This window comes from Bifidobacterium sp. AGR2158 (genome assembly GCF_000424225.1).
In the GTDB taxonomy this organism is placed as follows: domain Bacteria; phylum Actinomycetota; class Actinomycetes; order Actinomycetales; family Bifidobacteriaceae; genus Bifidobacterium; species Bifidobacterium anseris.
In genome coordinates this window covers 47,947-70,550 of the sequence record NZ_KE384151.1, presented here as the reverse complement: position 1 = coordinate 70,550, position 22,604 = coordinate 47,947, and the positions used below count along the sequence as shown (strand labels likewise).

Below are 22,604 nucleotides of genomic sequence, written 5' to 3'. Positions count from 1 at the left end.
CGCGCATATGACGTAGTGGCTGATCCATCTGACGGACCGCGCCATCAGGACGGCGCATCGTCCTCGCTGTGAAGTCTTCGACCGCACGCCTTTCGCCGCCCACGGCAAACGCCGAGGGCGCGGCGGCGGGTGCAGTAGAATCGTGCACGTATGGTCCGGTCGCGGATAATCGGCCGGATCGGTTGTCTGATGCATATCAAGTGAGGATGAATATGCCACGTATGTTTGGAACCGACGGTGTCCGCGGCCTTGCCAATCGTGATCTGACGGCGCAGCTCGCGCTCGACCTGGGGGACGCGGCCGTGCGCGTGCTCGGCGACGACTCCCCGAAACCCGACCAGAAGGCGGGACGTCGGCGTGCCTTGATCGGCCGTGACACGCGAGTTTCCGGCGACTTCCTTTCGAACGCGCTCGCCGCGGGCATGTCCGCAGGCGGCTTCGACGTCATCGACGCGGGCATCATCCCGACGCCGGGTGTTGCGTATCTGACGAGCGTGCTCAACGTCGAGATGGGCGCCGTCATCTCCGCCTCGCACAACCCGATGCCGGACAACGGCATCAAGTTCTTCGCGCGCGGCGGCTTCAAGCTGCCCGACGCGAAGGAGGACGAAATCGAAGCCGTGCTCGGCCAGGACTGGGAACGGCCCATCGGTGCCGGCGTCGGCCGTGTCAGCCACGACTCGAACACGGCGACGAACATGTACATCGACCATCTCGTCGCCACCGTCGCGCCGGTCGTTGACGGCACGCAGACGAAGCCGCTCAAGGGGCTCAAGGTAGTCGCCGACTGCGCGAACGGCGCAACCTCGGTCGTCGCCCCGGAGGCGCTGCGCCGAGCCGGCGCCGACGTCATCGTCATCAACGCGTCCCCCGACGGCTACAACATCAACAAGAACGCCGGCTCGACGCACCCCGAGCAGCTGCAAGCGATGGTCAAGGCCTCCAACGCCGATCTCGGCGTCGCGTTCGACGGCGACGCTGACCGCTGCCTCGCCGTCGACGAGGACGGTACGCTCGTCAACGGCGATCAGATCATGGGCATCCTCGCGCGCGCCAAGCAGCGCGAAGGCAAACTCAACCACGACACGCTCGTCGTGACGGTGATGAGCAACCTCGGACTCAAGCTCGCGCTCAAGGAGATGGGCATCCGCACCGTGCAGACGAACGTCGGCGACCGCTACGTGCTCGAAGAGATGCTGCGCGGCGACTACAGCCTCGGCGGCGAACAGTCCGGCCACGTCATCAACCGCGAGTTCGCGACGACCGGCGACGGCACGTTGACGGCGCTGACGCTGTGCAAGGAGATCGTCGATTCCGGGCGTTCCCTCAAGAGCCTCGCCGCTGACTTCCCGCAGCTGCCGCAGCAGCTCATCAACGTGCCGAACGTCGACAAGATGGCCGCGAAGACGAATCAGGCGGTCCTCGACGCCGTCGCCCGCGAGGAGGCGCTGCTCGGCGACACCGGCCGCGTGCTGCTGCGCCCGTCGGGCACCGAGCCGCTCGTGCGCGTCATGGCGGAGGCCGCGACCCAGCAGCAGGCGGACGAGGTGACCGCGCGCCTCGCGCAGGTCGTCGCTGACGAACTCGCGCTGTGAGCCGGCATACGAATCATCATCGGAACACGAAAGAGGAAACCATGTTCGGAACGAACAAGCGCGTGGACATCGCGCTCAACAGGGATGTGGAACGACTGCTCAAGTCGGCAAGCAACGGCGTACTGCCGATCGTCGAGGCGGGCGAACCCGTCCTGCGTGCACAGTGCGTGCGCTACGACGGCCAGCTGAGCAAGCACACGCTCGCCAAGCTCATCGAGACGATGCGCACGACGATGCTCGACGCGCCCGGCGTCGGCCTCGCCGCGCCGCAGATCGGCCTCAACCTCGCGCTCGCCGTCGTCGAGGACCATGCGGACGCCGATGACGATCCGCGTGAAATCGCCGAATTCCCGTTCCATGCGATCATCAACCCGTCCTACACGCCCGTCGGTGAGGAGACCCGCTCGTTCTACGAAGGCTGCCTGAGCTTCGAAGGCTACCAGGCGGTGCGCAAACGCTGGCTCGACATCATCGCCCGCTGGCACGACGAGGACGGCAGGCCGCACGAGGAACGGCTGCACGGCTGGCCGGCGCGCATCTTCCAGCACGAGACCGACCATCTGAGCGGGGAACTGTACATCGACAAGGCGGAAATCCGTAGTCTGACGACGACCGAGAACCTCGAGGACTTCTGGTGCGAGGATCCGGTGCCTACCGAAGCGGCCAAGGTGCTCGGCTTCGAGCTGTGAGCACCGCCGACTGCCCAGACGGTATGCGCCACCGATGAAAACGGTGGCGCATACCATTTGGCCAGACGTCGTCGACTGTCCGCCACACGACTATCCGCCAGCCGCCGCCCCTGCGCGGCGCGCAAATTAGTGGCAACGCCGCCACCGTAACCGGTTTCCCATTCGGGATTGCGACGCAGAGCGAAATATATTTCCAAATAAGCCTGAAAAACTTCGATTTTCCCTGTTGCGCGCATGGCGATGAAAAAACGTTATGCCTTGATAGAAAACACCGCCGACCACCGCGACCGCGAACCTAACGTGTGCCTTAGCAATCACGAAAGGACGGCGATCGATCATGGCGGAGCTCACCGACGCACAACGCGCGGCGCTTGCGAAGGGCGAGCGCAAGGACATCAACGGCTGGCATTACATCACGGTGCAGGGGGAGCCGTACGAGATCGGATTCGAACACGGCTACCTGCTCGTCGACGAATTCAAGGACGCGATCCGCGTCTACACCCATATGACGCTTGAGACGCTCGGCATGGATTATTCGTTCTTCGTCGAGCAGGCCGTCAAGCTGCACAAGGACAAGATCCCCCAGGAGTATCTCGACGAGATGCAGGGGATGGCGGACGGCTTCACCGCCGGCGGCTTCCCGACGACGCTCGACGATGTAATCGGCTGGAACGCATGGATGGAACTGACCGGGTACTGGTGGCCGCAGGTGGCCGCGCAGTATTCGAACAACCCGCCGATGGGCCCGAAAGGGTCGCATTGCACCGGGTTCGTCGCCACCGGCTCCGCCACTGTGGACGGTCGTCCGGTCATCGCCCACGAAAGCTTCGACGACTTCTGGAGCGGCCAGTACTTCAACGTCTGCGAAATGATCAAGCCGGCGCACGGCTATGCGATGAAGATGCAGACGATCCCCGGCTACATCAGTTCGATGACCGATTTCTACGTGACCTCCGCGGGTCTGGGGATCACCGAGACGACGCTCGCGGGCTTCGTCGGCTACGACGTGGACGGCGTTCCCGAATATGTGCGCTCGCGCAAGGCCTCGCAATACGCGAAGACGATCGACGAATGGGTCGCCATCGAAAACGACGGCAACAACGGCGGCTACGCGAACATCTGGATGCTCGTGGATGCCAATACAAACGAGATCGCGCGCTACGAGCAGGGGCTCAAGCACCAGGAGCTGCTGCGCACGAAGGACGGCTGGTTCTACGGCTGCAACGCCGCGCACAATCCGCGCATCCGCAACCTCGAATGCGTCGACAACGGCTACAACGATCCGCGTCAGCAGACCGGCGGCCGCCGCACGCGTCTCGAACGGCTCATGCCCGAGGTCGCCGGCCGTATCGACGACGACATGGCCAAGAGGATTCTCGCAGACAAGTTCGACCCGTATCTGGGTTACGAGTGCGCGAGCTCGCGTGACATCTGCGCGCATTACGACGTCGATCCGCAGTACTACGCCGACGATCCGCATGGCGTGTGGAACGTGCCGTTCTTCCCGGGCGGCTCGTGCGACGGCAAATGCGCGGACGCCGAGGATGTCAGGAACATGAGGATGTGGGGCATCTTCGGACGCGCGGACGGCGAGCCCTTCGACGCAGATGCGTTCATGGACCAGCATCCTCAGTGGAATTGGCAGCGCGGGTATCTCAAGAGCCGCCCGAGCCAGCCTTGGACTTTGTTCGAGTAAGGAAACGGTTAGCAGAAAGGATCCATCATGGAACTAACCAAAGAAGATCTGTCAAAGATGGCAGAATCCTACAGGAAGGACACCGCCCAGAAAATCGCCGAGCAGGCCGTCAAGAACAACGGCATCCATGCTTCGAGCGAGCGTGAGAACGTCGTCGTCACCAAGAACAACTTCGTGTTCTCGGTGGACGTGGACGACGAGGCCGTCGCCAACCAGCGCCAGTCCGGCCGCTGCTGGATGTATTCGGCGCTCAACTTCCTGCGCTTCCACATGGAGAAGAAGCTCAAGCTGCCGAAGGGCAGCTTCCAGCTGTCGCAGGCCTACAACTTCTTCTACGACAAGCTCGAGAAGGCCAACTTCTTCATGGAGAACATGGTCAAGTACGCCGGCAGCGACCTTGACGACCGCCGCATCGACTTCCTGCTCGCCACGCCGCAGCAGGACGGCGGCGACTTCGACCCGATCGTCGCGCTCGTCGAGAAGTACGGCGTCGTGCCCGAGGAGGCGATGCCGGAGACGGCGGTCACGAAGAACTCCTCCGAACTGGACGCGCTGCTCAACCGCATGCTGCGCGAGGACGCGTACACGCTGCGCACGATGGTCGCCGAAGGCAAGTCGGACGCGGACATCGACGAGGCGCGCCGTGGCATGCTCTCCGACATCTACCGTGTGCTGTGCGTGAGCTTCGGCGAGCCGCCGAAGACAGTCGACTTCGTGTACCGTGACACCGACAAGCACTACCATGCGGACCGCGGCCTGACCCCGCTCGAGTTCTACAAGAAGTATTTGGGTGATGTCAAGTTCGCCGACTGCATCGGTGTCATCAACCTGCCGGTTGAGGGCATGGAATACAACCAGTCCTACGAGATTGACATGACCGGCGAAGTGCTCGGTTCCAAGCGCCGCTGCCGTTACGTCAACGTGCCGATCGACGTGATGAAGCAGGCGACGATCAAGCAGCTCAAGGCTGGCGAACCGGTGTGGTTCGGCTGCGACGTGCTGCAGGACTCCGATTTCCAGAAGGGCATCATGGCCCTCAACCTCTATGACGTGCAGCGGATGATGGGCCTCGAGTTCAAGCTCGACAAGGGCCAACGCTTCCAGTACAACCAGAGCCTGCCGACCCACGCGATGATGATCGCCGGCGTCGATCTGGACGCGGACGGCAATCCGCTGCGCTGGAAGGTCGAGAACTCGTGGGGCACCACCGCGCACAACAAGCCGGTCGGCCATGAGGGCTACTTCATCATGGACGACTCGTGGTTCACCGAATACAACTACGAGGTCGCCATCCGTCGCGAATACCTGCCGGAAGACGTCGTGAAGGCCTACGACAGCGAGCCGAGGATCCTGCCGTATTGGAACACCTTCAACCCGGAACCGTGATGCCGCGAGGCCTGTACGGGTCCCGTCCATAACCGATGGCGCCGTGCGGCCCCGATCGGGCGGCACGACGCATGGACGTAAGTCAGGGAAAACATGAGTGATAACACGAAATCCAAATCAGGCGCCATAGTCAAGGGCGCCAAAGGAGGCACCGGCAATCTCACGACGCTGGCGCTGATCATGATGAACGTCACCGTGATCGCCGGTCTCGCCAACGATGTGCAGCAGTCGTTCTACGGGCTCTCCTCAGTAACCTTCTTCCTGCTCGGCGGTCTGCTGTTCTTCCTGCCGACCGGTCTTGTGGCGGCCGAGCTCGCATCCGGCTGGAGCCAGCGCGGCGGCATCTTCCGCTGGGTCGGCGAAGGCATCGGCGTGTTCCCGGCGGTCGCTTGCCTGCTGATCCTGTGGTTCCAGACCACTTTCACCTTCGGCTCCGGCATCCCGTCGATGTCCGCGACGATCGGCTTCTTCACGACGAAGTACGATTGGGCCGTTGACTTCGCGAAGAACTCGCACAGCTGGAAGGTGACGCTGCCGATCATGATCGGCTGGCTTGCCTACTACTGGTTCTGCTGCTTCCTCGCAACGAAGGGCGTCAAGACCTTCAGCAAGATCGCGCAGTACGGCGTCATCCTCGGCACCTTCCTGCCGCTTGGTGTCATGACGATCCTCGCCGTCGTCTGGCTGTGCCAGGGGCACGCGCCGGCCATCGACATGGCACCGAGCGCCCTCGTGCCCAAGTGGGAGGGCATGTCGACGCTCGCTTTGGCCGCCGGCGTGTTCTTCTCCTTCGCCGGCATCGACATGAACGCCGCGCACATCAAGGACCTGAAGAAGCCGAACAAGCAGTTCCCGCTCGCGATCTTCGTCTCGATGATCCTCGCGCTGCTCATCTTCATCGTCGGCACGCTGATCATCGCGATGGTGATCCCGAACAAGCAGATCAACCTGCTGTATACGCTGTTCGCCACCTACCGTGCGCTCGGCGCGACAATCGGCTTCCCGGACCTCTATCTGGTGTTCTGCTGGCTCGGCATGCTCAACAGCTTCGCCGCGCTCATCACGAACCTCGCCGGTCCGTCCTACATGCTCGGTCAGGCCGGACGCTCCGGCTTCCTGCCGAAGTTCCTGCAGAACAACAACAAACACGGCATGCCGAGCCGTCTGATGTACACGCAGATGGCGCTGATGACGATCATCGCGTTCATCGTGTTCCTGCTGCCGAACGTCGAAGGCTTCGTCGCCCTGATCACTCAGGCGATCACGATCCTGTACCTGACCTACTACGTGCTCATGTTCGTCGCGTTCCTGCGGCTGCGCTACCAGCAGCCGAACCGTCCGCGCGGCTTCCGCGTGCCCGGCGGCATGGCCGGTGCGTGGATCGTGGCCGGCATCGGCATCCTCGCCTCGGTCTTCGGCATCGTGCTCGCGTTCTACCCGCCGGCGCAGCTGAGCGCCGAGGTCGGTTCCGGCGCGACCTACGATCTGATCATCGTCGGCCTGCTCGCGTTCGTGTTCATCGCATGCGTGCTCATCTACCGCGCGTCGCGCAAGCATGACTGGGCCGATCCGACGAACCAGTTCGCCCCCTTCACCTGGCAGATCGAAGGACTGACGAAGCCGGGCAAGGCGCTGTCCAACATCCCGACCGCGTTGCTGTCCGAAGGTCAGAACCCGATGGGCCTGCCGATCAAGAAGCATTACGACAAGGACGAGATGATGACGGATCTGCCCACCGGCAAGGATCCCAATCAGGGCGAGGCGGCGGCCGCGCTGCTCAAGCAGCAGGGCATCACCGAACCGTCCGAGCCGGCCAAGGTCGCATTGGTCGGCGACCCGACCGTCGGCGTCAAGACGGTGTCCTACGAACCGGAACCCGTGCATACGAATGCTTCGGGCGACATGATTCCACAGCCCACCGCGGCCGATGTCGCCGCGGCCCCGGTTCCCACCGATGCGGCGGCCGATGCTCGTCGTGCCCAGGCCGAGGCCAAGATCGCCAGCCAGAATGCCCATGAGTACCACAATGAGGCCGTAGCCCTTGCCGATGAGGCGAAGGACGATGCGACATTGTCGCAGGACGCCCACCACGTTCAGGTGGACGAGGCTGAAGTGCATGAGGCACAGGCCGCAGTCAAGCCCATTGATTCCATCAACGCGAATCAGGCCGTCACCGACCCGACGAAGCCTGCGGACGACCAGTCGCAGCCCAAGCACTGAGCTCAGGCGTCCCTAATGCGCAGGCGGCTCCGAGAAAGCGGTGCGTCGCCTGCGCGCCAAATTCTTCGGTGCACGGGTTATTTCTTCCCGTGCACCATACAAGCTAAGGAGTATTCCATGGCAGACAACACAGCAACAACCAAGAATGGAGCAAGCGACGGCGAGCAGAAGAAGCCGCTCGAACCGTTGCCGCAGACAGTCACGAAGCAGTACACGTGGACCGGTGCCGACGGCACGAAGATCAACTACACGGCCACCGCGGAGATGATCCCCGTGCGCGCCGACGACGGCACGATGATCGGCCACATGTTCATGTTCTCGCAGGTCTCCGACCAGGAAGACAAAGCGGATCGTCCGGTCACGTTCTGCTGGAACGGCGGCCCCGGCGGCGCATCCTACATGGTCAACATCGGCGGCATGGGCGCCAAGCGCGTCAAGACCGACGGCATGGCGCACCTCACCGGCGTCGGCGAGGTCGAGGACAATCCGTATTCGCTGCTGCCGAGCTCGGACCTCGTGTTCATCGACGCCTTCGGCACCGGCTACTCGCATGTCGACCCGAACTACGACGCGAAGAAAGTGTGGGGAGTCGACGGCGACGGCGATGCCTTCACCCGTGGCATCATCGCATGGCTCACCAAGTACGGCCGCATGAACAGCCCGCACTACCTGTACGGCGAATCCTACGGCACGATGCGCAACGCCGTCGTCTACCGCATGCTCGGCGAGCATGGCGTGGGCGTCGCCGGCGTGACCGAACAGTCGACGATCCTCGATTACGAGCCGACGCTTTCGGGCGAGGACGACTACTATCTGGGCATGTTCCCGGTGTACGCGGCCACCGCCAACTACTTCAAGAAGGCCGGCGTGGGCGTCGACCAGTACGAGTGGTACGACAAGGCCTTCGACTACGCGAACAACACGCTCGCACGCGCGCTGACGCTCGCCGACGCACTGCCGGCAGACGAGATGAAGAAGATCGCCGGCGAGATGAGCGAATTCATCGGCCTGCCCGCCGACTTCATCCTCGCCAAGGGCCTGCGCATCGAACTCGATACCTTCCGCAAGAACCTGCTCAAGGACGAAGGGGAGACCACCGGCCGCTACGACACGCGCTTCACGACCTACGGCTACCCGGACGTGCAGGGCGACAACGAGTTCTTCGCCGGCGAGGATCCGTCCTACGACGCGATCAACGCCGCCTACCTCGACGTCTACATGAAGATGCTCGGGGACATGGGCTTCAAGGGGTATGAGAACTACGAAGGCCTGTCGCTCAAGGTCAACTCAAGCTGGAACTGGACGCATCAGGCGCCCGGCACGATGGGCTCGCCGCAGGTGCCGAACGTCGCCTACGACCTGGCGACCGCGCTGCGCCGCAACCCGACGAGCCGCATCTGCGTGCTCGGCGGCATCCATGACGCCGCGACGCCGTACTGGAACGTGCGTCACGACATCAACAAGCTGTTCCTGCCGCAGGCGCTCAAGGACCGCATCGAATACCATCTGCATTCGAACGGCCACATGCTGTACTGCGACGACGTCGCGCTCGCCGCGGCCGGCCCCGAGCTCAAGGCCTTCTACGACAAGCGCCACGAGGACCAGGCCGCGCAGTGAGGTCTGAGCGCTCCCTCATGAGGGGTCCCTTGTGCCGGCCGGCGCGGTGAACGCGGCCGGCTTCATCGTATCGAGGGCGGCCCATGGCCGCCTTCGGCGTCGACCTGTCACAGGATCTCGGCGAGGTCGGGCCACGCGTCGGGGAAGTCGTCGAGATAACGCATCGCCTCGTCGCGCAGCCCCTGCATGACGAGCAGCCGCTCGTAGACGCGGTTGCGCACGGCGTGCGTCCCCTCATGGCGGTAGATCTCGACGATGCGCGCCACCTGGTCGCGCCATTCGCGGTTCGTGCTGACATGCCGTAGATTCGTCAACGCCGGCATCTCATCCTCGTCGAAGGAGGACAGCACGCGCTCGCGGTACAGGTCGCGCAGCCGCGCACGGTCGTCGAGAGCCTGCAGCGCCACCTCCTCAAGCGACTCCCAATCATAGGGGACGAGCTCATCGGGGAACATGACGAGGAACGGCGCGCTCTGGTCGGCGACCATCGTCGACGTGAACTCGAACAGGTCGTTCCAGCGGCGCGCATGAATCAGCCGGGCCGCGTACGCGTCGCCGAGCGGCGACGTCGTCGCATGTTCGCGCAGCAGCGCGTCCGCGCCGTCCACGTCGCCGCTCATGCGCATCAGGTCGTGCCGCAGCAGCAGCACCGCCTGACGGAAACGGTAGTGCGCGTGCAGCTCCATGTCCTGACGGTCGGGTTGCGAATCCGACCGGCTCGCCTCGTACAGGTCGTTGGCGAGTCCGGACAGGTCGGCGAGCTCGAAGGCGTATTCGTCGTCGATCATCGAACGGAAGCGCGCATCCTCGTCGGCGGTCTCGCCGTAGCGGCGCGCCATCGCGTCCATGCTCGCGAGCGCCGTGTCGAGCGTCTCGTACGCGTGCACGCAGGTGTCGTCGTATCGGGCGAAGGACAGGCAGCAGGAGAGCAGTTCAATCATCGGCATCGGGTTGATGCGGAAATCCTCGTTGCAAGCGACGGCCGTGACCATGCGCAGCGCCTGCGCGCCGACGGACGGGTCGGCGTGGCTTGCGACGGCGTCGAGATAGATGCGCGTGATCTGCAACAGCTCCTTAAGATATTCGAGTCCCTCCTGATTGCGGTCCTCGCACATGCTCAGAAAACGCGCCGTCAGTTCGATTGCGCGGCACAGGTTGCGAGTGCCCTCGAGCCAGCGGCTGCTGCCGGTCGCGTTCGCGACGACCGCGTCGACGCCGGCGAGCGCCTGCGACTCCAGACGGAATGACGGCATGTCGGCGCGCGGCACGTCGATGCCGTCGGCGGTGCGCCGCGCGTTCGGCGTGACGGCGGCGATGCCGTCGAGATACCAGCGCATCGGACGGTCGATGATCTGTTCAGCCTCGTCGGCGGGCGCCACCGGCGTGTCGGCGCGCAGCGCATCGTCGTGCCGTGCGCAGGTGCTGATCGTCGGATCCCACAGGAAGGTGGGGCCGTCGAAATCATCGGCGAATCCCCACTCATGGTCGACGAAGTCCTGCATTTGCGCGAGCTCACGGTATTTGAGCAGGCCAGGGCGTTCGGCTCGCATCGTCATGTGTTCCCTCCGCTGCAAAAGTCGCGGTTTCGTAACACGCGATAACGACTGCGCGTGCTTGCGCGCGGATGCGCACAACGTCACGCTAGCAGCTTCCGGATGATCGTTTCGCGGGTTTTCTACATTGTGTACCCGGGCATCTCACTATTCGTCGATATCGCTGTATGCTGTGGATGTTGCGGATGCGCGCGCGGGCGCGCGTCAGCGGACGTCCGGCTCGAAGGGGTAGCGCAGCTGCCAGCGCTCGCGCAGCGTGTCGGTGAGCGCGAGCATGCGCAATGTGTCGGCATGCAGCATTTCGATGCAGTCGCGGCGGCCTGCGCGGATTGCGCGCACGGCGGCCGCGACCTCGTATTCGTAACCGGTCAACTGCGCCGGCATGTCGATGTGGTCGAGGAGCGTGTGGTCGGCGGCGTAGACGTCGACGGCGCTCACGTTGTTGATGTTCGCGCATTCGACGTAGCCGTTCGTGCCTCGAATGTGGCCGGCGCGGTCGGATGCGCACATCATCGACGACGTCGCGTTCGCCATCGTGCCGTCGTCGAAGTACAACGTCGTCGCGTTCTGCGCGTCGACGCCGGTCGGCATCGGCGTCATCGACGTGACGATCTTCGTGATCTCACGGCCGCCGATGACCATGTCGATGAAATTGAGCGGGTAGACGCCGACGTCGAGGAGCGCGCCGCCGGCCAGTTCTGGGTCGGTCAGCCGCTTCTTGTGCGTCATCGGATAGCTCAGGTCGGCGGCGATCGACGTGATCGCGCCGATCTTGCCGGATGCGACGATGCGGTCGATGATGAGTCGGGATGGCATGAACCGCGTCCACATCGCCTCGCCGCAGAAGCGGTTCGTCGCCGACGAGACGTTGAGCATGCGCCGCGCCTCGTCGACGTTGACGGCGAAGGGCTTCTCGACGAGCACATGCTTGCCGGCACGCATGCAGGCGGCCGCCTGTTCGGCGTGCAGCGAATGCGGCGTGGCGATGTAGACGAGATCGACGTTCGGGTCGGCGAGCATGTCGCGGTAGGAACCGAAGGATGTGTGCAGACCGAACTGCTGCGCGAAGGCGCGCGCCTTCGCGGCCGAACGCGACGCGACGGCGTACGGCGTGACGAAGGAGACGTAGCGCGCGTCGGCGGCCATCATCGTCAGCGTGCGCGCCATCGTCTGCGCGATGCGTCCGGCGCCGAGGATCGCCACGTTGAGCGGACGCTCAACGGTTTCGGTGCCGGCTGCGACGGCCGTCTGGGCTGCGCTGTTGGCCGGCGTGAGGTCGGTCGGCGATGGCGTGTTCACGGGAAGCGGGTTCGTGTTGTCGTGGATCGTGTCGGTCATCTCAGGTCCTTTGGGTCGGTGTCGGTGCCGTCGCCGGCGCGCCGCCGCAGCGTGCCATGTCGGCGCGTCGTGCGTTGCGCACGTCGTCGCCGCGGTGCGTCGCTGCGGATGCTACGGTCGTCGTATTGTTCTGATTTCTACGCTAGCGCCTCCTCGAAGCGCCGTCCATGTTGTCTGCGAGCGCAAAAGCGGCGGCCACTGCGCACAAACCGGAATATCGCCCAACGGCGTCTGTGCGCGTTCGCGGATTGCTGAGGCTGCGTGCGTCGCGGATGCGGCAGGCATATGGATGCGGGGTGCACTGGTCGGTCGGATTGATCGATTGGGTCAATCGGTCAGATCGATCAGGAGGGCGGTTAGGATGGCGGTGTGGGCAACATGACGGCATCGGCGCAGACGAAATCGGCGGAAACGGAATCAGCGCAGGCGAAATCGACACAGCAGAAATCGACACAGACGAAATCAACGCGTCGGCAACGGGAATTAACGGAGAAGCCGCGATACGCGAAAGGCACGCGCAGCTACACGATGTCGCGCATCCGCGGCAAGGACACGTCGATCGAACGCATCGTGCGCAGCTATCTGTTCGCCCACGGCATGCGCTTTCGCAAGAACGACAAACGCTATCCGGGGCATCCGGACGTCGTGCTGCCGAAATACCGCACGATTGTGTTCGTCAACGGCTGTTTTTGGCACATGCACGAAGGCTGCGGCAACCATACGATGCCGAAAACGAACACGGCGTTCTGGCGCGCGAAGCTGCAACGCAACCGCGAGCGCGACCGCCGTCAGCACGACGAACTGCAGCGCATGGGATGGCACGTCATCGATGTGTGGGAATGCGAACTCGGCAATGCGATGCGCGCAAGCCGACTCGAACGTCTCGTCGAGCAGATCGTCGCCCACGCGCCGGTGGGCGCAAGTGGTGGCACAATGAATGCAGCGGAGCACATACAGCATCAACAGACGGCCGCCCGTAGCGAACACGACGGCACAGGTGAAAACGGCGAGAACAAGGAGACGACATGACGGATGGGGCGCGCGCTGACGACACGACGCAGGTCGACGCAAACGGGCAGCAGACGTTGGACGAAGAGGTCATGCATGCGGCGGTCGGCACGACGCAGCCGCTGCCGCAGCCGAAACTGTCAAAACGTGCGCGCGAAGTGCACCCGTTCCGTGCGATGCAGATCGGCGAACGCGCGAACGTCATGATCGCGGCGGGCGACGACATCATCAAACTCAACGTCGGACAGCCCGACTATGGCGCGCCCGAACCGGTGCGTCTGGCGATGCGCGACCTGTACGACGGCCGTCCCTTGCCGTATACCGAATCACGCGGACTGCCGCAGCTGCGTGCGCGCATCGCGCGATTCTACGCGCAGCAGCACAATGTAAACGTCGACCCCGAACGCATCGTCATCACCGAAGGCGGCTCGTCGGCGCTGCTGCTCGCGGCCGCGCTCACCGTCGACGACGGCGACGAAGTGATCATCGCCGACCCCTCGTATCCGACGAACCGCGAACTCGTGCGCTCCTTCGGCGGCGTCGTCGTCGACGTGCCGACGAGCGCGGCGACACGGTTCCATCTGACGCCGCAGTTGCTCGACGACTATTGGTCGAAGCGCACGACGGCCGTCATGGTGACGTCGCCGTCGAACCCGACCGGCACGACGATCCAGGAGGACACGCTGCGCGCCGTGTGCGACTACGCGGCCGAACGCGGCGCATGGCGCATCGTCGACGAAACGTACCTCGACCTCGCCGACGTCAACCCCGACGGCAGCCGAGTGCCCTCGGTGCTCAGCATCGACGCGAACGCAATCGTATGCAGCAGCTTCTCGAAATACTTCGGCATGACCGGCTGGCGTCTCGGATGGCTCGTCGTGCCCGACAACGTCGTCGACGCCGTCGACAGGCTCGCGGCGAACTTCTTCCTCAGCGCGCACACGCCGACGCAGATGGCGGCGATGGCATGCTTCGACGACGAGGCGCTTGCGGTCAGCGAACAGCGCAGGCTTGAGCTGCTCGAACGGCGCAGCATCGTCGTCGACGGACTCGCCGATCTGGGACTGCCGGTCGACGTCGCGCCCAACGGCGCCTTCTACGCGTACTTCGACGTGAGTTCGACGGGACTAACGGCCACTGAGTTCTGCGAACGTGCGCTCATGGAAGCGCACGTCGCACTGACGCCGGGCGCCGACTTCGGCGAGGCGACCGCAGACACCCATGTACGGCTGTCGTACGCGGCGTCGCGCGATGCGCTGCGCGAGGGACTCAAGCGCCTCAAGGCATTCGTCGACGGGCTGCAGAAAGCGACGGCCGACGGTCGGTAGGTCGGCGACGACGAATTGGCAGAAAAATCGGTGGAACATCGATTAGGAAGAATCGATCGGAAGAGAAGAGCAAATATATGAAATATATGAACGAAGAAGAGGACGCATGGCGCATCTGAAAACGCATTCCACCCGACTCGGCGTACTCGACATCGGATCGAACACCGTGCACATGCTCATCGTCGACGCCGCCGTCGGCTCAAGGCCGGAACCGGAGGCGAGCACGAAGACGACGGTGCGGCTTATGGACTTCGTCAAAGAGGACGGCGCAATCAGGAAAGCCGGCATCGAAGCGCTGCTCAACGCCGTCGACGAATCAATGCAGCTCGCCGAACAGTATCAGATCTCGCAGCTGCTCGCGCTCGCGACGTCGGCGATCCACGACGCGCCGAACGGCAACAAGATCCTGCATCGGATCGAGGAGATCGTCGGACAGCGCATCACCGTGCTTTCCGGAGACGACGAGGCGAGGCTCACGTTCCTCGCCGCGCGCCGCTGGTACGGGTGGGACGCAGGACGGCTGCTCGTCATCGACATCGGCGGCGGCTCGCTCGAAGTGGCACTCGGCTCCGAGGAGGAGCCGTCGGTCGCGACGAGTGCGCGCATCGGCGCCGGCATCGTCACACGCGACTATCTTCCCGGCGGCATGGCGACGCCGAAGGAACTCGAAACGGCGCGCAAGAAGGTGCGCAAACGCATCGCCGACGTCGTCGCCGCGATTCCGGCCGAAGACTACACAAGCCACGCGGTGGGCACGTCGAAGGCGATTCGTTCGCTCGCGCGGCTCGCCGGGTCGGTCATCCATCAGCCGGGACGCGAGGACGCATTGTCGGTGGAACGCGAACAGCTCGAGGATTGGCTGCCGCGGCTGGCGAGCATCGAGCCGGCACAGCGTGCCGCATTGCCGGGCATCACGCAGGACCGCGCCGGGTCGATCGTCGGCGCGGGCATCGTTGCCGTCGAAATCATGGACGCGCTCGGCATCAACGAAATCGAAGTGTGCCCGTGGGCGTTGCGCGAAGGCGCGATCCTGCGGTGGCTCGACCAGTACGGGCGCACGCGGCTCGGATTCTGAGGTGATGCACAGTGCGCGTTGGCGGCGCGGCGGTCCGACGACTCAGTTTGTGAGCGTGGCGAGTTCGTTCTTCGCCCTGTGCAGCTTGGCGTAGATCTCGTTGCGCTGGGCAGGCGACTTCGCGCGCGCATGGTCGGCGGACAGTTTCACGACGGCCGCCTCAAGCTGACGGATCCGTTCGGTGCGGGCGATGCGCGCGTCCACGTCGTCGAAATCGGTGGAGCCGAGGATGATTTGCGAGCACAGCGACGCCCACAGCTCGTCCATCGTCGAGCCGTTGACGTCAAGGAAGGCTTCGCCGCACGGCTCCCACGGGCCATGGAAGACGCGGAAGGTCGGCGTGTGGCCGGCGCGGCCCGGCAATGCCCGGCGCACGGCGAACTGGCATTCCTCACGAGTCATGCCCTCGTAGTCGACGGTGCGCACGACGGCGAAGACGATGCCCGACTTGCGTTGCGCGGCGATGAGTTCGACGATGTCATCCGGCGTCTCATGCACACCGTCGGCGAGCTTGAGACCGAGGACGAGGATCTCCGGCATGCGCGCGCTCGCATCCAGGCCGGTGTTCGACGGGCGCAGCAGCGCGAGCATCGTGATCGCGCCGACGGCGTGCACCAGATGCTGCTTCGTCTTCGCGGAGAGGGGAGCGGACGCCTTCGCGGCGAACAATCCCTTCGGCAGGGCGCCTTTGGCCGCCGGGAACGCGGTAGCGGGGGAGAGCCCCAGCGTCTCGGCGGTCAGTGAACCACATGCGGCCATCGTCATCGTGGGCCTTCTTTCGTAACGGATGATGCGTAACGGATGCTGCCATCCACTGTACCGTCGTGCGGGAGCGGCGGACCGCGGCATCTCATGTTCGAAGTGCGTTCGCGAACACCCACCGCCCGCTCGTTCGCGATCATCACGGCCGTATCGTGCACCGGTCGCGTTCGCTGGTGTCGTCGTTTGCGAACGCCGGAGGTGTGGGAGGCGCCGGTTACGTTCGCTGGTGTCGTCGTTTGCGAACGTCGCGGGTGCGGGGCGCGGCGGTTGCGTTCGCTGAAGTTGGCGAGGATTGGGACGGAGACGACGAAGCCGCGCCGGCGAATGGGCCGACGCGGCTGATGGTGCCCCAGACGCGATTCGAACGCGCGACACCCGCTTTAGGAGAGCGGTGCTCTATCCACTGAGCTACCAGGGCGAACAACCCGACATTATACACACCATCGTGCACGCGGTACAACCGGACGTCGGGGCACGCGGAAAAATCAACCGTGCGAACGATACGCGCACGTCCTGCGCTCGAATAGTGTGGAACACGTCGCGCAGATAAGCAACGCGGCAGACACCAGCAGGCATCAACATCAACAGATTCACCGACCCCACCCACACCGAAGGAGACGCATGACACGACACAGGCATCCGATTCTGGCGGCACTCGCGGCACTGCTCGCGATCGTCGCGTTGCTCGGCTGTGTGGCGCGGCTGCTGCCCGAGGACATGCAAACGTTGCCGTACGTGCCGTATGTGATTGCGTTGTCGCCGTGGTTCGCGCTCGTCGCGCTGATCGCCTTCATCCTCGCCTGCATCTCGCAGCGCTGGTTCACGGCGATCGTCGCCTGCGCGTGCATCGCGCTGCAGGTGTGGTGGCAGCTGCCGTATTTCCGCGCCGGCCGTCCGCTCAGCGGCGCCGCAACGTCCGCCGTCGCTCAGGTCAAGCCGTCCACCGACGACGCCTACGCGCGCGTCATGACGTGCAACGTATACAAAGGACAGGCGAACGCGCGCGACATCGTCGACGCCGTGCGCGACCAACGCGTCGAGGTGCTCGCGCTGCAGGAGACGACCGAACCGTTCCTCAAGGAGCTCGCGAACGCCGGAATCTACGATTATCTGCCGTATTCGACGGTCGGCTCGGCGGACCACTATTTCGGCAACGCGTTGTTCTCGGCGGCACCGCTCGACTCGCCGACGGACGCCGAATTCGATTCGAGCGCATCCGACATGCCCGCCGGCACCGTCGCGTTCGACGGCGGCCGCTTGGCCGTCCGTTTCGTCAGCGTGCACACGACGTCGCCGAGCGCGTCCACTTGGGACCTGTGGCGCCGTTCGCTCAACGAGATGGACACGCTGCGCTCGCGCACCGACGTGCGGTACGTGCTGATGGGCGATTTCAACGCGACGACCGACCACGCCGCATTCCGCAGACTGCTCGGCGAACGTTTTCAGGATGCGACGATGACGAGCGGCCATGGCATCGTTTTCACTTGGCCGTCGGACAAGCGTCCGGCGCCCGCCGCCGTCGGCATCGACCATATCGTCACCGAACGCGACGTGCGCGTTGGGCAGATCAAGACGATCCGCATTCCCGGCGCCGACCACGACGCGCTGCTCGCGACCCTCGAATTCGCGCAGTAGAAGCGCGGAACACAACGGCAAACAGCGGCAGGGGGCGCATACGACGATCGTCGTATGCGCCCCCTGCCGCGTTACGTTCTACTGCGCGAACGTCGTTCTACTGCAGATTCGACTGCGTGCCTGCCGTCGCCGCGGTCTGCGCTTGCTGCGCCTGTGCGGCGTCGAGCTTCGCGCGCACCGCGTTGAGCAGTGACTGCGCACGCTGGGCGAGCGCCTCGCCGATCTCCCACTGCCGCATCGACTCGTCGAGGTTTAGGCCGCCGTTCTCGAGCGCGCGCACGGCCTGCATGAGCTTGTCGCGCGCCTCCTCGTACGGCATGTTCGCGATGATCTCGCGTTCCTTCGCCGTCAGGCTTGACGCAATCTGCGGCTGCTCGGCCGCCGTGTCCTCGCTCGTCTCGGTTTCGGTGACTTCGATGGTTTCCTCCGCCATGGCTGCTCCTTCGTGCTGATTGATGAATGAATCAATGATTTATGGTTGATGTTTGCTGTGTGAACTGTGTGCGGTGAGCTGTGTGCGGTGAACAGCCCGAGCGTCACGGCTCGACGATCTTCGTCGTCTGCGCGACCACGGCACCGCGCCGCAGCGTGACGGTGATCTCGTCGCCGACCTTGAGCGTCGCCGCATCGTCGACGACGTGTCCGTCGGCGCTCTGCAGCACCGCGTAGCCGCGGTCGAGCGTCGACTGCGGACTCAGCGCGCGCAGCGTCGCCTCGAGTTTCTCGACGCGCAGCTGTTCGTCGTCGACGATTCTCGTCAGGCCGATGCGCATCGTGCGCACGGCGTCGTCGATTTGCCGCTGATACGGGTCGAGCATCGTCTGCGGGCGTGTCAGGCTCGGACGGTTCGCGTAGCCTTCGACGAGTCGTGTCTCGTTGTCGACCATCGCGCCGATGCGCATGCGCATCGTGCCGATCGCATTCGCGATGAGCTGCTGCTGTTCGCGCACGTCGGGCACGACGCGCTTGGCGGCGTCGGTCGGCGTCGACGCGCGCACATCGGCGGCGAGGTCGATGAGCGTCCAGTCGTCTTCGTGGCCGATCGCGGAGACGATCGGCGTCACGCATGCGGCGGTCGCGCGCACGACGCCTTCGTCGGAGAAGCCGATGAGATCCTCAAAGCTGCCGCCGCCACGCGCGACGATGATGACGTCGACGTTCGGGTCGGCATCGAGTCTGCGAATCGCGTCGATGACTTCGGGCGGGCATTGCGGACCCTGCACGTGCACGTGCTGCACGGTGAAGTCGACGGTCGGCCAGCGCAGCATGACGTTCGTGATGACGTCGCCTTCCGCCCTCGCCTGCGGTGCACAGATCAGGCCGATGTTCTTCGGGAATTCGGGCAGCGGCACCTTGTTCGACTCGTCGAAGAGACCCTCGCCCTTGAGCTTGCGGCGCAGCTCGTCGATCTGCTCCTTGAGGTCGCCGACGCCGACCTTGCGGATGTCGTCGCCGCGCAGGCTCAGCCTCGTCTGCTTGACCCACAGGTCGGCCTTGCCGTGCACGACGACGCGGTCGCCCTGCTTGAAGCCGCGCGCCATCTGCGCGAACGCGCCGAAGCCGTTCACCGAGATCGAGACGTCCTCGAAGTTGTCGCGCAGCGTGATGTACACCGACGTCGAGCGGCGCGCGTTGATTTCGACGATCTGCCCTTCGATCCACACCGTCGGCCAACGTTCGATCACGTCGTGCCATTTGCGGCTCAGCACATTGACCGGCCACGGGTTCTCCGGGGTGGTCTCGCGCGCGTACTTCGGCAGCTGGTCGAGCGGGCGCGGTCCGGCGGCGCCGTCGGCCGAGCCTGTCCACGGGGTGCCTGAGGGCTGTCCTCCCATGCCATATCCGTTGTTCCAAGACATGGTTCTAGGTTCCATCAGCGAAGGGACATCGCGCTCATGGCGTACGGCGTGTCAGGGCTGTTTTCCGCCGTCTCGATGGCGTTTCACGGCGAGCGTGGCGACGGTGTCGCTATGATGATTCCCGCTCGGCGAACAAGGTGGCGAGTGATGAAGGCCACACCGCCGCGGCGCACCGTGGATTTTCGGCGTCGTATCAACGAAAGTTCTATATCTAGTGATTGTGTGACGTACTTCGCACTACATATAGCGGCGCGTCGCCCGGCGGAAAGGCGTACAGTCTTATCCGTCAGCAAGACGTCCGGCATCGTTCGGACGCGCGAAACGAGCCGGCTAGGCCGGCCCCGAAACAAGGAGCAGCGAATGGAAGCAGAGGTTCTGGAGGCGCCGATGACGCAGCCGAAGACCGCAGCGAAGGTACTTGTCGAGAAGCGCGATGGCCGTATTGTCGATTTCGATCCGGTCAACATCATCGTCGCCGTCAAGTCCGCGTTCGCCGACCTGAACAAGGAAGTCGGCCCCGAAGAGGAGCGCATGATCTCCGACATCGCCGATCAGGTGGAAGGCGAGATCAAGGAACGCTACAACGGTCCGGCGCGCATCGAAGACATCCAGAACCTCGTCGAGCATGCGCTCATCGACGACCATCTCTACGAGGTCGCGCGCACCTACACGACCTACCGCCTCAACAAGGACATCCAGCGCGCGAAGGCCACCGACATCAACGAAGCCGTCAAGCGCCTCGTCAACAAGGACGAGTCGCTCGTGCGCGAGAACGCGAACAAGGACTCGAACGTCTACGCGACGCAGCGCGACCTGCTCGCGGGCGCCGTCTCGAAGGCGTCGGCGTTCTCGATGCTGCCGGACGCCGTCTCCAACGCCCACATGAAGGGCGATATCCACTTCCATGACGCCGACTATTCGCCGTTCACGTCGATGAACAACTGCTCGTTGCCCGACTTCGGCGACATGCTGCGCCACGGTTTCGCGCTCGGCAACGCGATGATGGACTCCCCGAAGTCAATCGGCACGGCGGCCACGCAGATCACGCAGATCATCAAGGACATCGCGGGTGCGCAGTACGGCGGCCAAACCGTCAACCGCGCCGACGAGATGCTCGAGGAGTACGCGCGCCGCGACTATGCGAAGAACCTCAACATGGCGCAGGCGCTCATCCCCGATTCGATGCCGATCGAGGTCGCCGAGGACATGGTCAAGGGACTCAAGGCACAGGAGCCGGACTGGCTGCATTTCGAGAACCGCGAGCCGCTGCCGGCGGACACGGCCTTCGACGAGGATCTGCCCGAGATCGACCAGCTGCGTGAGATCTACGCGAAGATCATGACGCGCAAGGCCATCTACGACGCGATGCAGACGATGGAATACCAGATCAACTCGAACCGCGTCTCCAACGGGCAGACGCCGTTCGTCACCGTCGGCTTCGGTCTGGGCACGAGCTGGTTCGCCCGCGAGATCCAGCGCGCAATCCTGCTCAACCGCATCCGCGGCCTCGGCAAGGACCGCCACACGGCGATCTTCCCGAAGCTCGTCTTCACGATCAAGCACGGCGTGAACGCCGACCCGGGCGACCCGAACTACGACCTCAAGCAGCTTGCGCTTGAATGCTCGACGAAGCGCATGTACCCGGACGTCGTGTTCTACGAGAACATCGTCAAGATCACCGGCTCGTTCAAGGCGCCGATGGGCTGCCGTTCGTTCCTGCAGGGATGGATCGACCCGCAGACCGGCGAGGACGTCGAGGACGGCCGCATGAACCTCGGCGTCGTCACCGTCAACGTGCCGCGCATCGCGCTCGAATCGCACGGCGACATCGACCGTTTCTGGAAGCTCTTCGACGAACGCATGGAGACCGCGCACCAGGCGCTGCAGTTCCGCATCATGCGCTGCAAGCAGGCGACGCCGGTCAACGCGCCGACACTGTTCCGTTACGGCGCCTTTGGCCGTCTCGACGCGAACGACAACGTCGACCAGCTGTTCCGCAACGAACGCGCGACCGTCTCGCTCGGCTACATCGGCCTGTATGAGGCGACGGCCGTCTTCTATGGCAAGAACTGGATGCGCGACCACGGCTGGGATCCGCAGGGCAAGGAGTTCGCGCTCGAGATCGTGCGCCGCATGAACCAGCTGTGCAAGGACTGGTCGGCCGCCGAAGGCTACCACTACTCGGTGTATTCGACGCCGGCGGAATCGCTCACCGACCGCTTCAACCGCATGGACCGCGAGAAGTTCGGCGAGATCGAAGGCGTCACCGACCACGACTTCTACACGAACTCGTTCCACTATCCCGTGTGGCTGCAGCCGACGCCGATGGAGAAGCTCGACTACGAGAAGGACTTCCCGTACTACGCGTCCGGCGGCTTCATCAACTACTGTGAGTTCCCGTGCCTGCAGTCCAACCCGAAGGCGCTCGAGGCGGTGTGGGACTACGCGTACAACATCGGCATCGGCTACCTCGGCACGAACACGCCGATTGATCACTGCTTCGAATGCGGCTTCCAAGGCGACTTCGAGCCGACAGAGGAAGGCTTCAAGTGCCCCGAATGCGGCAACTCCGACCCGGACAAGTGCAACGTGACGAAGCGCACCTGCGGCTACCTGGGCAACCCGGTGCAGCGTCCGATGGTGCACGGCCGCCACGAGGAGATCGCGCACCGCGTCAAGCACATGTCCGGCGAAACCGGCCACGTCACGCTCGCCGACGGCGAGACGCGCGAATGGTTCGAAGAGGTCAAGTAAACCTGTGATGCCGTGCGCGCCGGTGACATCGGCGCGCACGGACGGCATCGGCTGAAACAGGAAACACAACGGGGCGGCTGCACGGCCGC

The 22,604-nt window shown here is 64.2% G+C and carries 16 protein-coding genes and 1 tRNA gene; 11 read left to right on the top strand and 6 right to left on the bottom strand.

The window, feature by feature from the left end:
- Positions 1-212: 212 nt before the first annotated feature.
- The 6 genes from glmM to G606_RS0108655 all read left to right on the top strand — a co-directional run bounded on the left by glmM (position 213) and on the right by G606_RS0108655 (position 9,203).
- Positions 213-1,595: a phosphoglucosamine mutase gene (gene glmM, locus G606_RS0108680; RefSeq protein ID WP_026645617.1), complete on the top strand. Its 1,383-nt coding sequence runs from the start codon at positions 213-215 to the stop codon at positions 1,593-1,595.
- A 41-nt stretch (positions 1,596-1,636) separates the two neighbouring features.
- Positions 1,637-2,284 carry a peptide deformylase gene (locus G606_RS0108675; RefSeq protein WP_026645616.1) on the top strand — a complete coding sequence of 216 codons (648 nt, stop codon included), beginning with the start codon at positions 1,637-1,639 and terminating at the stop codon, positions 2,282-2,284.
- Positions 2,285-2,621: 337 nt separating this feature from the next.
- Positions 2,622-3,980 (top strand): C45 family autoproteolytic acyltransferase/hydolase, encoded by a 1,359-nt coding sequence (locus G606_RS0108670; protein WP_026645615.1) that lies wholly within the window; start codon positions 2,622-2,624, stop codon positions 3,978-3,980.
- 27 nt (positions 3,981-4,007) lie between these two features.
- Positions 4,008-5,366 carry an aminopeptidase C gene (locus G606_RS0108665; RefSeq protein ID WP_026645614.1) on the top strand — a complete coding sequence of 453 codons (1,359 nt, stop codon included), beginning with the start codon at positions 4,008-4,010 and terminating at the stop codon, positions 5,364-5,366.
- A 93-nt stretch (positions 5,367-5,459) separates the two neighbouring features.
- Complete coding sequence (locus G606_RS0108660; protein ID WP_026645613.1) at positions 5,460-7,586, top strand: APC family permease; 2,127 nt, start codon at positions 5,460-5,462, stop codon at positions 7,584-7,586.
- Between the two features lie 117 nt (positions 7,587-7,703).
- Complete coding sequence (locus G606_RS0108655; RefSeq protein WP_026645612.1) at positions 7,704-9,203, top strand: S10 family peptidase; 1,500 nt, start codon at positions 7,704-7,706, stop codon at positions 9,201-9,203.
- Between the two features lie 107 nt (positions 9,204-9,310).
- On the opposite strand, the gene G606_RS0108650 is transcribed toward G606_RS0108655, so the two are convergent.
- Both G606_RS0108650 and G606_RS0108645 read right to left on the bottom strand, forming a co-directional pair.
- Positions 9,311-10,759: a hypothetical protein gene (locus G606_RS0108650; RefSeq protein ID WP_026645611.1), complete on the bottom strand. Its 1,449-nt coding sequence runs from the start codon at positions 10,757-10,759 to the stop codon at positions 9,311-9,313.
- 201 nt (positions 10,760-10,960) lie between these two features.
- Positions 10,961-12,094: a Gfo/Idh/MocA family protein gene (locus G606_RS0108645; protein WP_081664148.1), complete on the bottom strand. Its 1,134-nt coding sequence runs from the start codon at positions 12,092-12,094 to the stop codon at positions 10,961-10,963.
- Positions 12,095-12,472: 378 nt separating this feature from the next.
- Here G606_RS0108645 and G606_RS11020 point away from each other — a divergent pair, with 378 nt between their 5' ends.
- From G606_RS11020 to G606_RS0108630, 3 genes are all read left to right on the top strand, one after another.
- Positions 12,473-13,123, top strand: a complete 651-nt coding sequence (locus G606_RS11020) for a very short patch repair endonuclease (protein WP_081664168.1) — start codon at positions 12,473-12,475, stop codon at positions 13,121-13,123.
- A 71-nt stretch (positions 13,124-13,194) separates the two neighbouring features.
- Positions 13,195-14,430 carry an aminotransferase class I/II-fold pyridoxal phosphate-dependent enzyme gene (locus G606_RS0108635; protein ID WP_051198834.1) on the top strand — a complete coding sequence of 412 codons (1,236 nt, stop codon included), beginning with the start codon at positions 13,195-13,197 and terminating at the stop codon, positions 14,428-14,430.
- 106 nt (positions 14,431-14,536) lie between these two features.
- Complete coding sequence (locus tag G606_RS0108630) at positions 14,537-15,505, top strand: Ppx/GppA phosphatase family protein (protein WP_026645608.1); 969 nt, start codon at positions 14,537-14,539, stop codon at positions 15,503-15,505.
- A gap of 42 nt (positions 15,506-15,547) precedes the next feature.
- Here the strand turns inward: G606_RS0108630 and G606_RS0108625 are convergent, their stop codons facing one another.
- Positions 15,548-16,270, bottom strand: coding sequence for a DUF4391 domain-containing protein (locus G606_RS0108625; protein WP_026645607.1), 723 nt, complete (start codon positions 16,268-16,270; stop codon positions 15,548-15,550).
- Between the two features lie 339 nt (positions 16,271-16,609).
- Positions 16,610-16,685 (bottom strand) — tRNA-Arg (locus G606_RS0108620).
- Between the two features lie 203 nt (positions 16,686-16,888).
- Between G606_RS0108620 and G606_RS0108615 the strand changes: the two genes are divergently transcribed.
- Positions 16,889-17,902, top strand: a complete 1,014-nt coding sequence (locus G606_RS0108615; protein WP_026645606.1) for an endonuclease/exonuclease/phosphatase family protein — start codon at positions 16,889-16,891, stop codon at positions 17,900-17,902.
- Between the two features lie 97 nt (positions 17,903-17,999).
- On the opposite strand, the gene G606_RS0108610 is transcribed toward G606_RS0108615, so the two are convergent.
- Together G606_RS0108610 and xseA are read right to left on the bottom strand one after the other, a co-directional pair.
- Positions 18,000-18,335: an exodeoxyribonuclease VII small subunit gene (locus G606_RS0108610; protein WP_026645605.1), complete on the bottom strand. Its 336-nt coding sequence runs from the start codon at positions 18,333-18,335 to the stop codon at positions 18,000-18,002.
- 103 nt (positions 18,336-18,438) lie between these two features.
- Positions 18,439-19,761 carry an exodeoxyribonuclease VII large subunit gene (gene xseA / locus G606_RS0108605; RefSeq protein ID WP_026645604.1) on the bottom strand — a complete coding sequence of 441 codons (1,323 nt, stop codon included), beginning with the start codon at positions 19,759-19,761 and terminating at the stop codon, positions 18,439-18,441.
- 360 nt (positions 19,762-20,121) lie between these two features.
- On the opposite strand from xseA, the gene nrdD reads away from it, so the two are divergent.
- Positions 20,122-22,515 (top strand): anaerobic ribonucleoside-triphosphate reductase, encoded by a 2,394-nt coding sequence (gene nrdD, locus G606_RS10450; RefSeq protein WP_034524149.1) that lies wholly within the window; start codon positions 20,122-20,124, stop codon positions 22,513-22,515.
- The last annotated feature ends 89 nt before the right edge of the window (positions 22,516-22,604 follow it).

Coding starts and splice junctions, on each gene's coding strand:
- G606_RS0108665 (WP_026645614.1), top strand. CDS start 4,008: ATGGAACTAACCAAAGAAGATCTGTCAAAGATGGCAGAATCCTACAGG.
- nrdD (WP_034524149.1), top strand. CDS start 20,122: ATGGAAGCAGAGGTTCTGGAGGCGCCGATGACGCAGCCGAAGACCGCA.
- glmM (WP_026645617.1), top strand. CDS start 213: ATGCCACGTATGTTTGGAACCGACGGTGTCCGCGGCCTTGCCAATCGT.
- G606_RS11020 (WP_081664168.1), top strand. CDS start 12,473: ATGACGGCATCGGCGCAGACGAAATCGGCGGAAACGGAATCAGCGCAG.
- G606_RS0108615 (WP_026645606.1), top strand. CDS start 16,889: ATGACACGACACAGGCATCCGATTCTGGCGGCACTCGCGGCACTGCTC.
- xseA (WP_026645604.1), bottom strand. CDS start 19,761: ATGTCTTGGAACAACGGATATGGCATGGGAGGACAGCCCTCAGGCACC.
- G606_RS0108630 (WP_026645608.1), top strand. CDS start 14,537: ATGGCGCATCTGAAAACGCATTCCACCCGACTCGGCGTACTCGACATC.
- G606_RS0108655 (WP_026645612.1), top strand. CDS start 7,704: ATGGCAGACAACACAGCAACAACCAAGAATGGAGCAAGCGACGGCGAG.
- G606_RS0108650 (WP_026645611.1), bottom strand. CDS start 10,759: ATGACGATGCGAGCCGAACGCCCTGGCCTGCTCAAATACCGTGAGCTC.
- G606_RS0108675 (WP_026645616.1), top strand. CDS start 1,637: ATGTTCGGAACGAACAAGCGCGTGGACATCGCGCTCAACAGGGATGTG.
- G606_RS0108635 (WP_051198834.1), top strand. CDS start 13,195: ATGCATGCGGCGGTCGGCACGACGCAGCCGCTGCCGCAGCCGAAACTG.
- G606_RS0108670 (WP_026645615.1), top strand. CDS start 2,622: ATGGCGGAGCTCACCGACGCACAACGCGCGGCGCTTGCGAAGGGCGAG.
- G606_RS0108610 (WP_026645605.1), bottom strand. CDS start 18,335: ATGGCGGAGGAAACCATCGAAGTCACCGAAACCGAGACGAGCGAGGAC.
- G606_RS0108625 (WP_026645607.1), bottom strand. CDS start 16,270: ATGACGATGGCCGCATGTGGTTCACTGACCGCCGAGACGCTGGGGCTC.
- G606_RS0108660 (WP_026645613.1), top strand. CDS start 5,460: ATGAGTGATAACACGAAATCCAAATCAGGCGCCATAGTCAAGGGCGCC.
- G606_RS0108645 (WP_081664148.1), bottom strand. CDS start 12,094: ATGACCGACACGATCCACGACAACACGAACCCGCTTCCCGTGAACACG.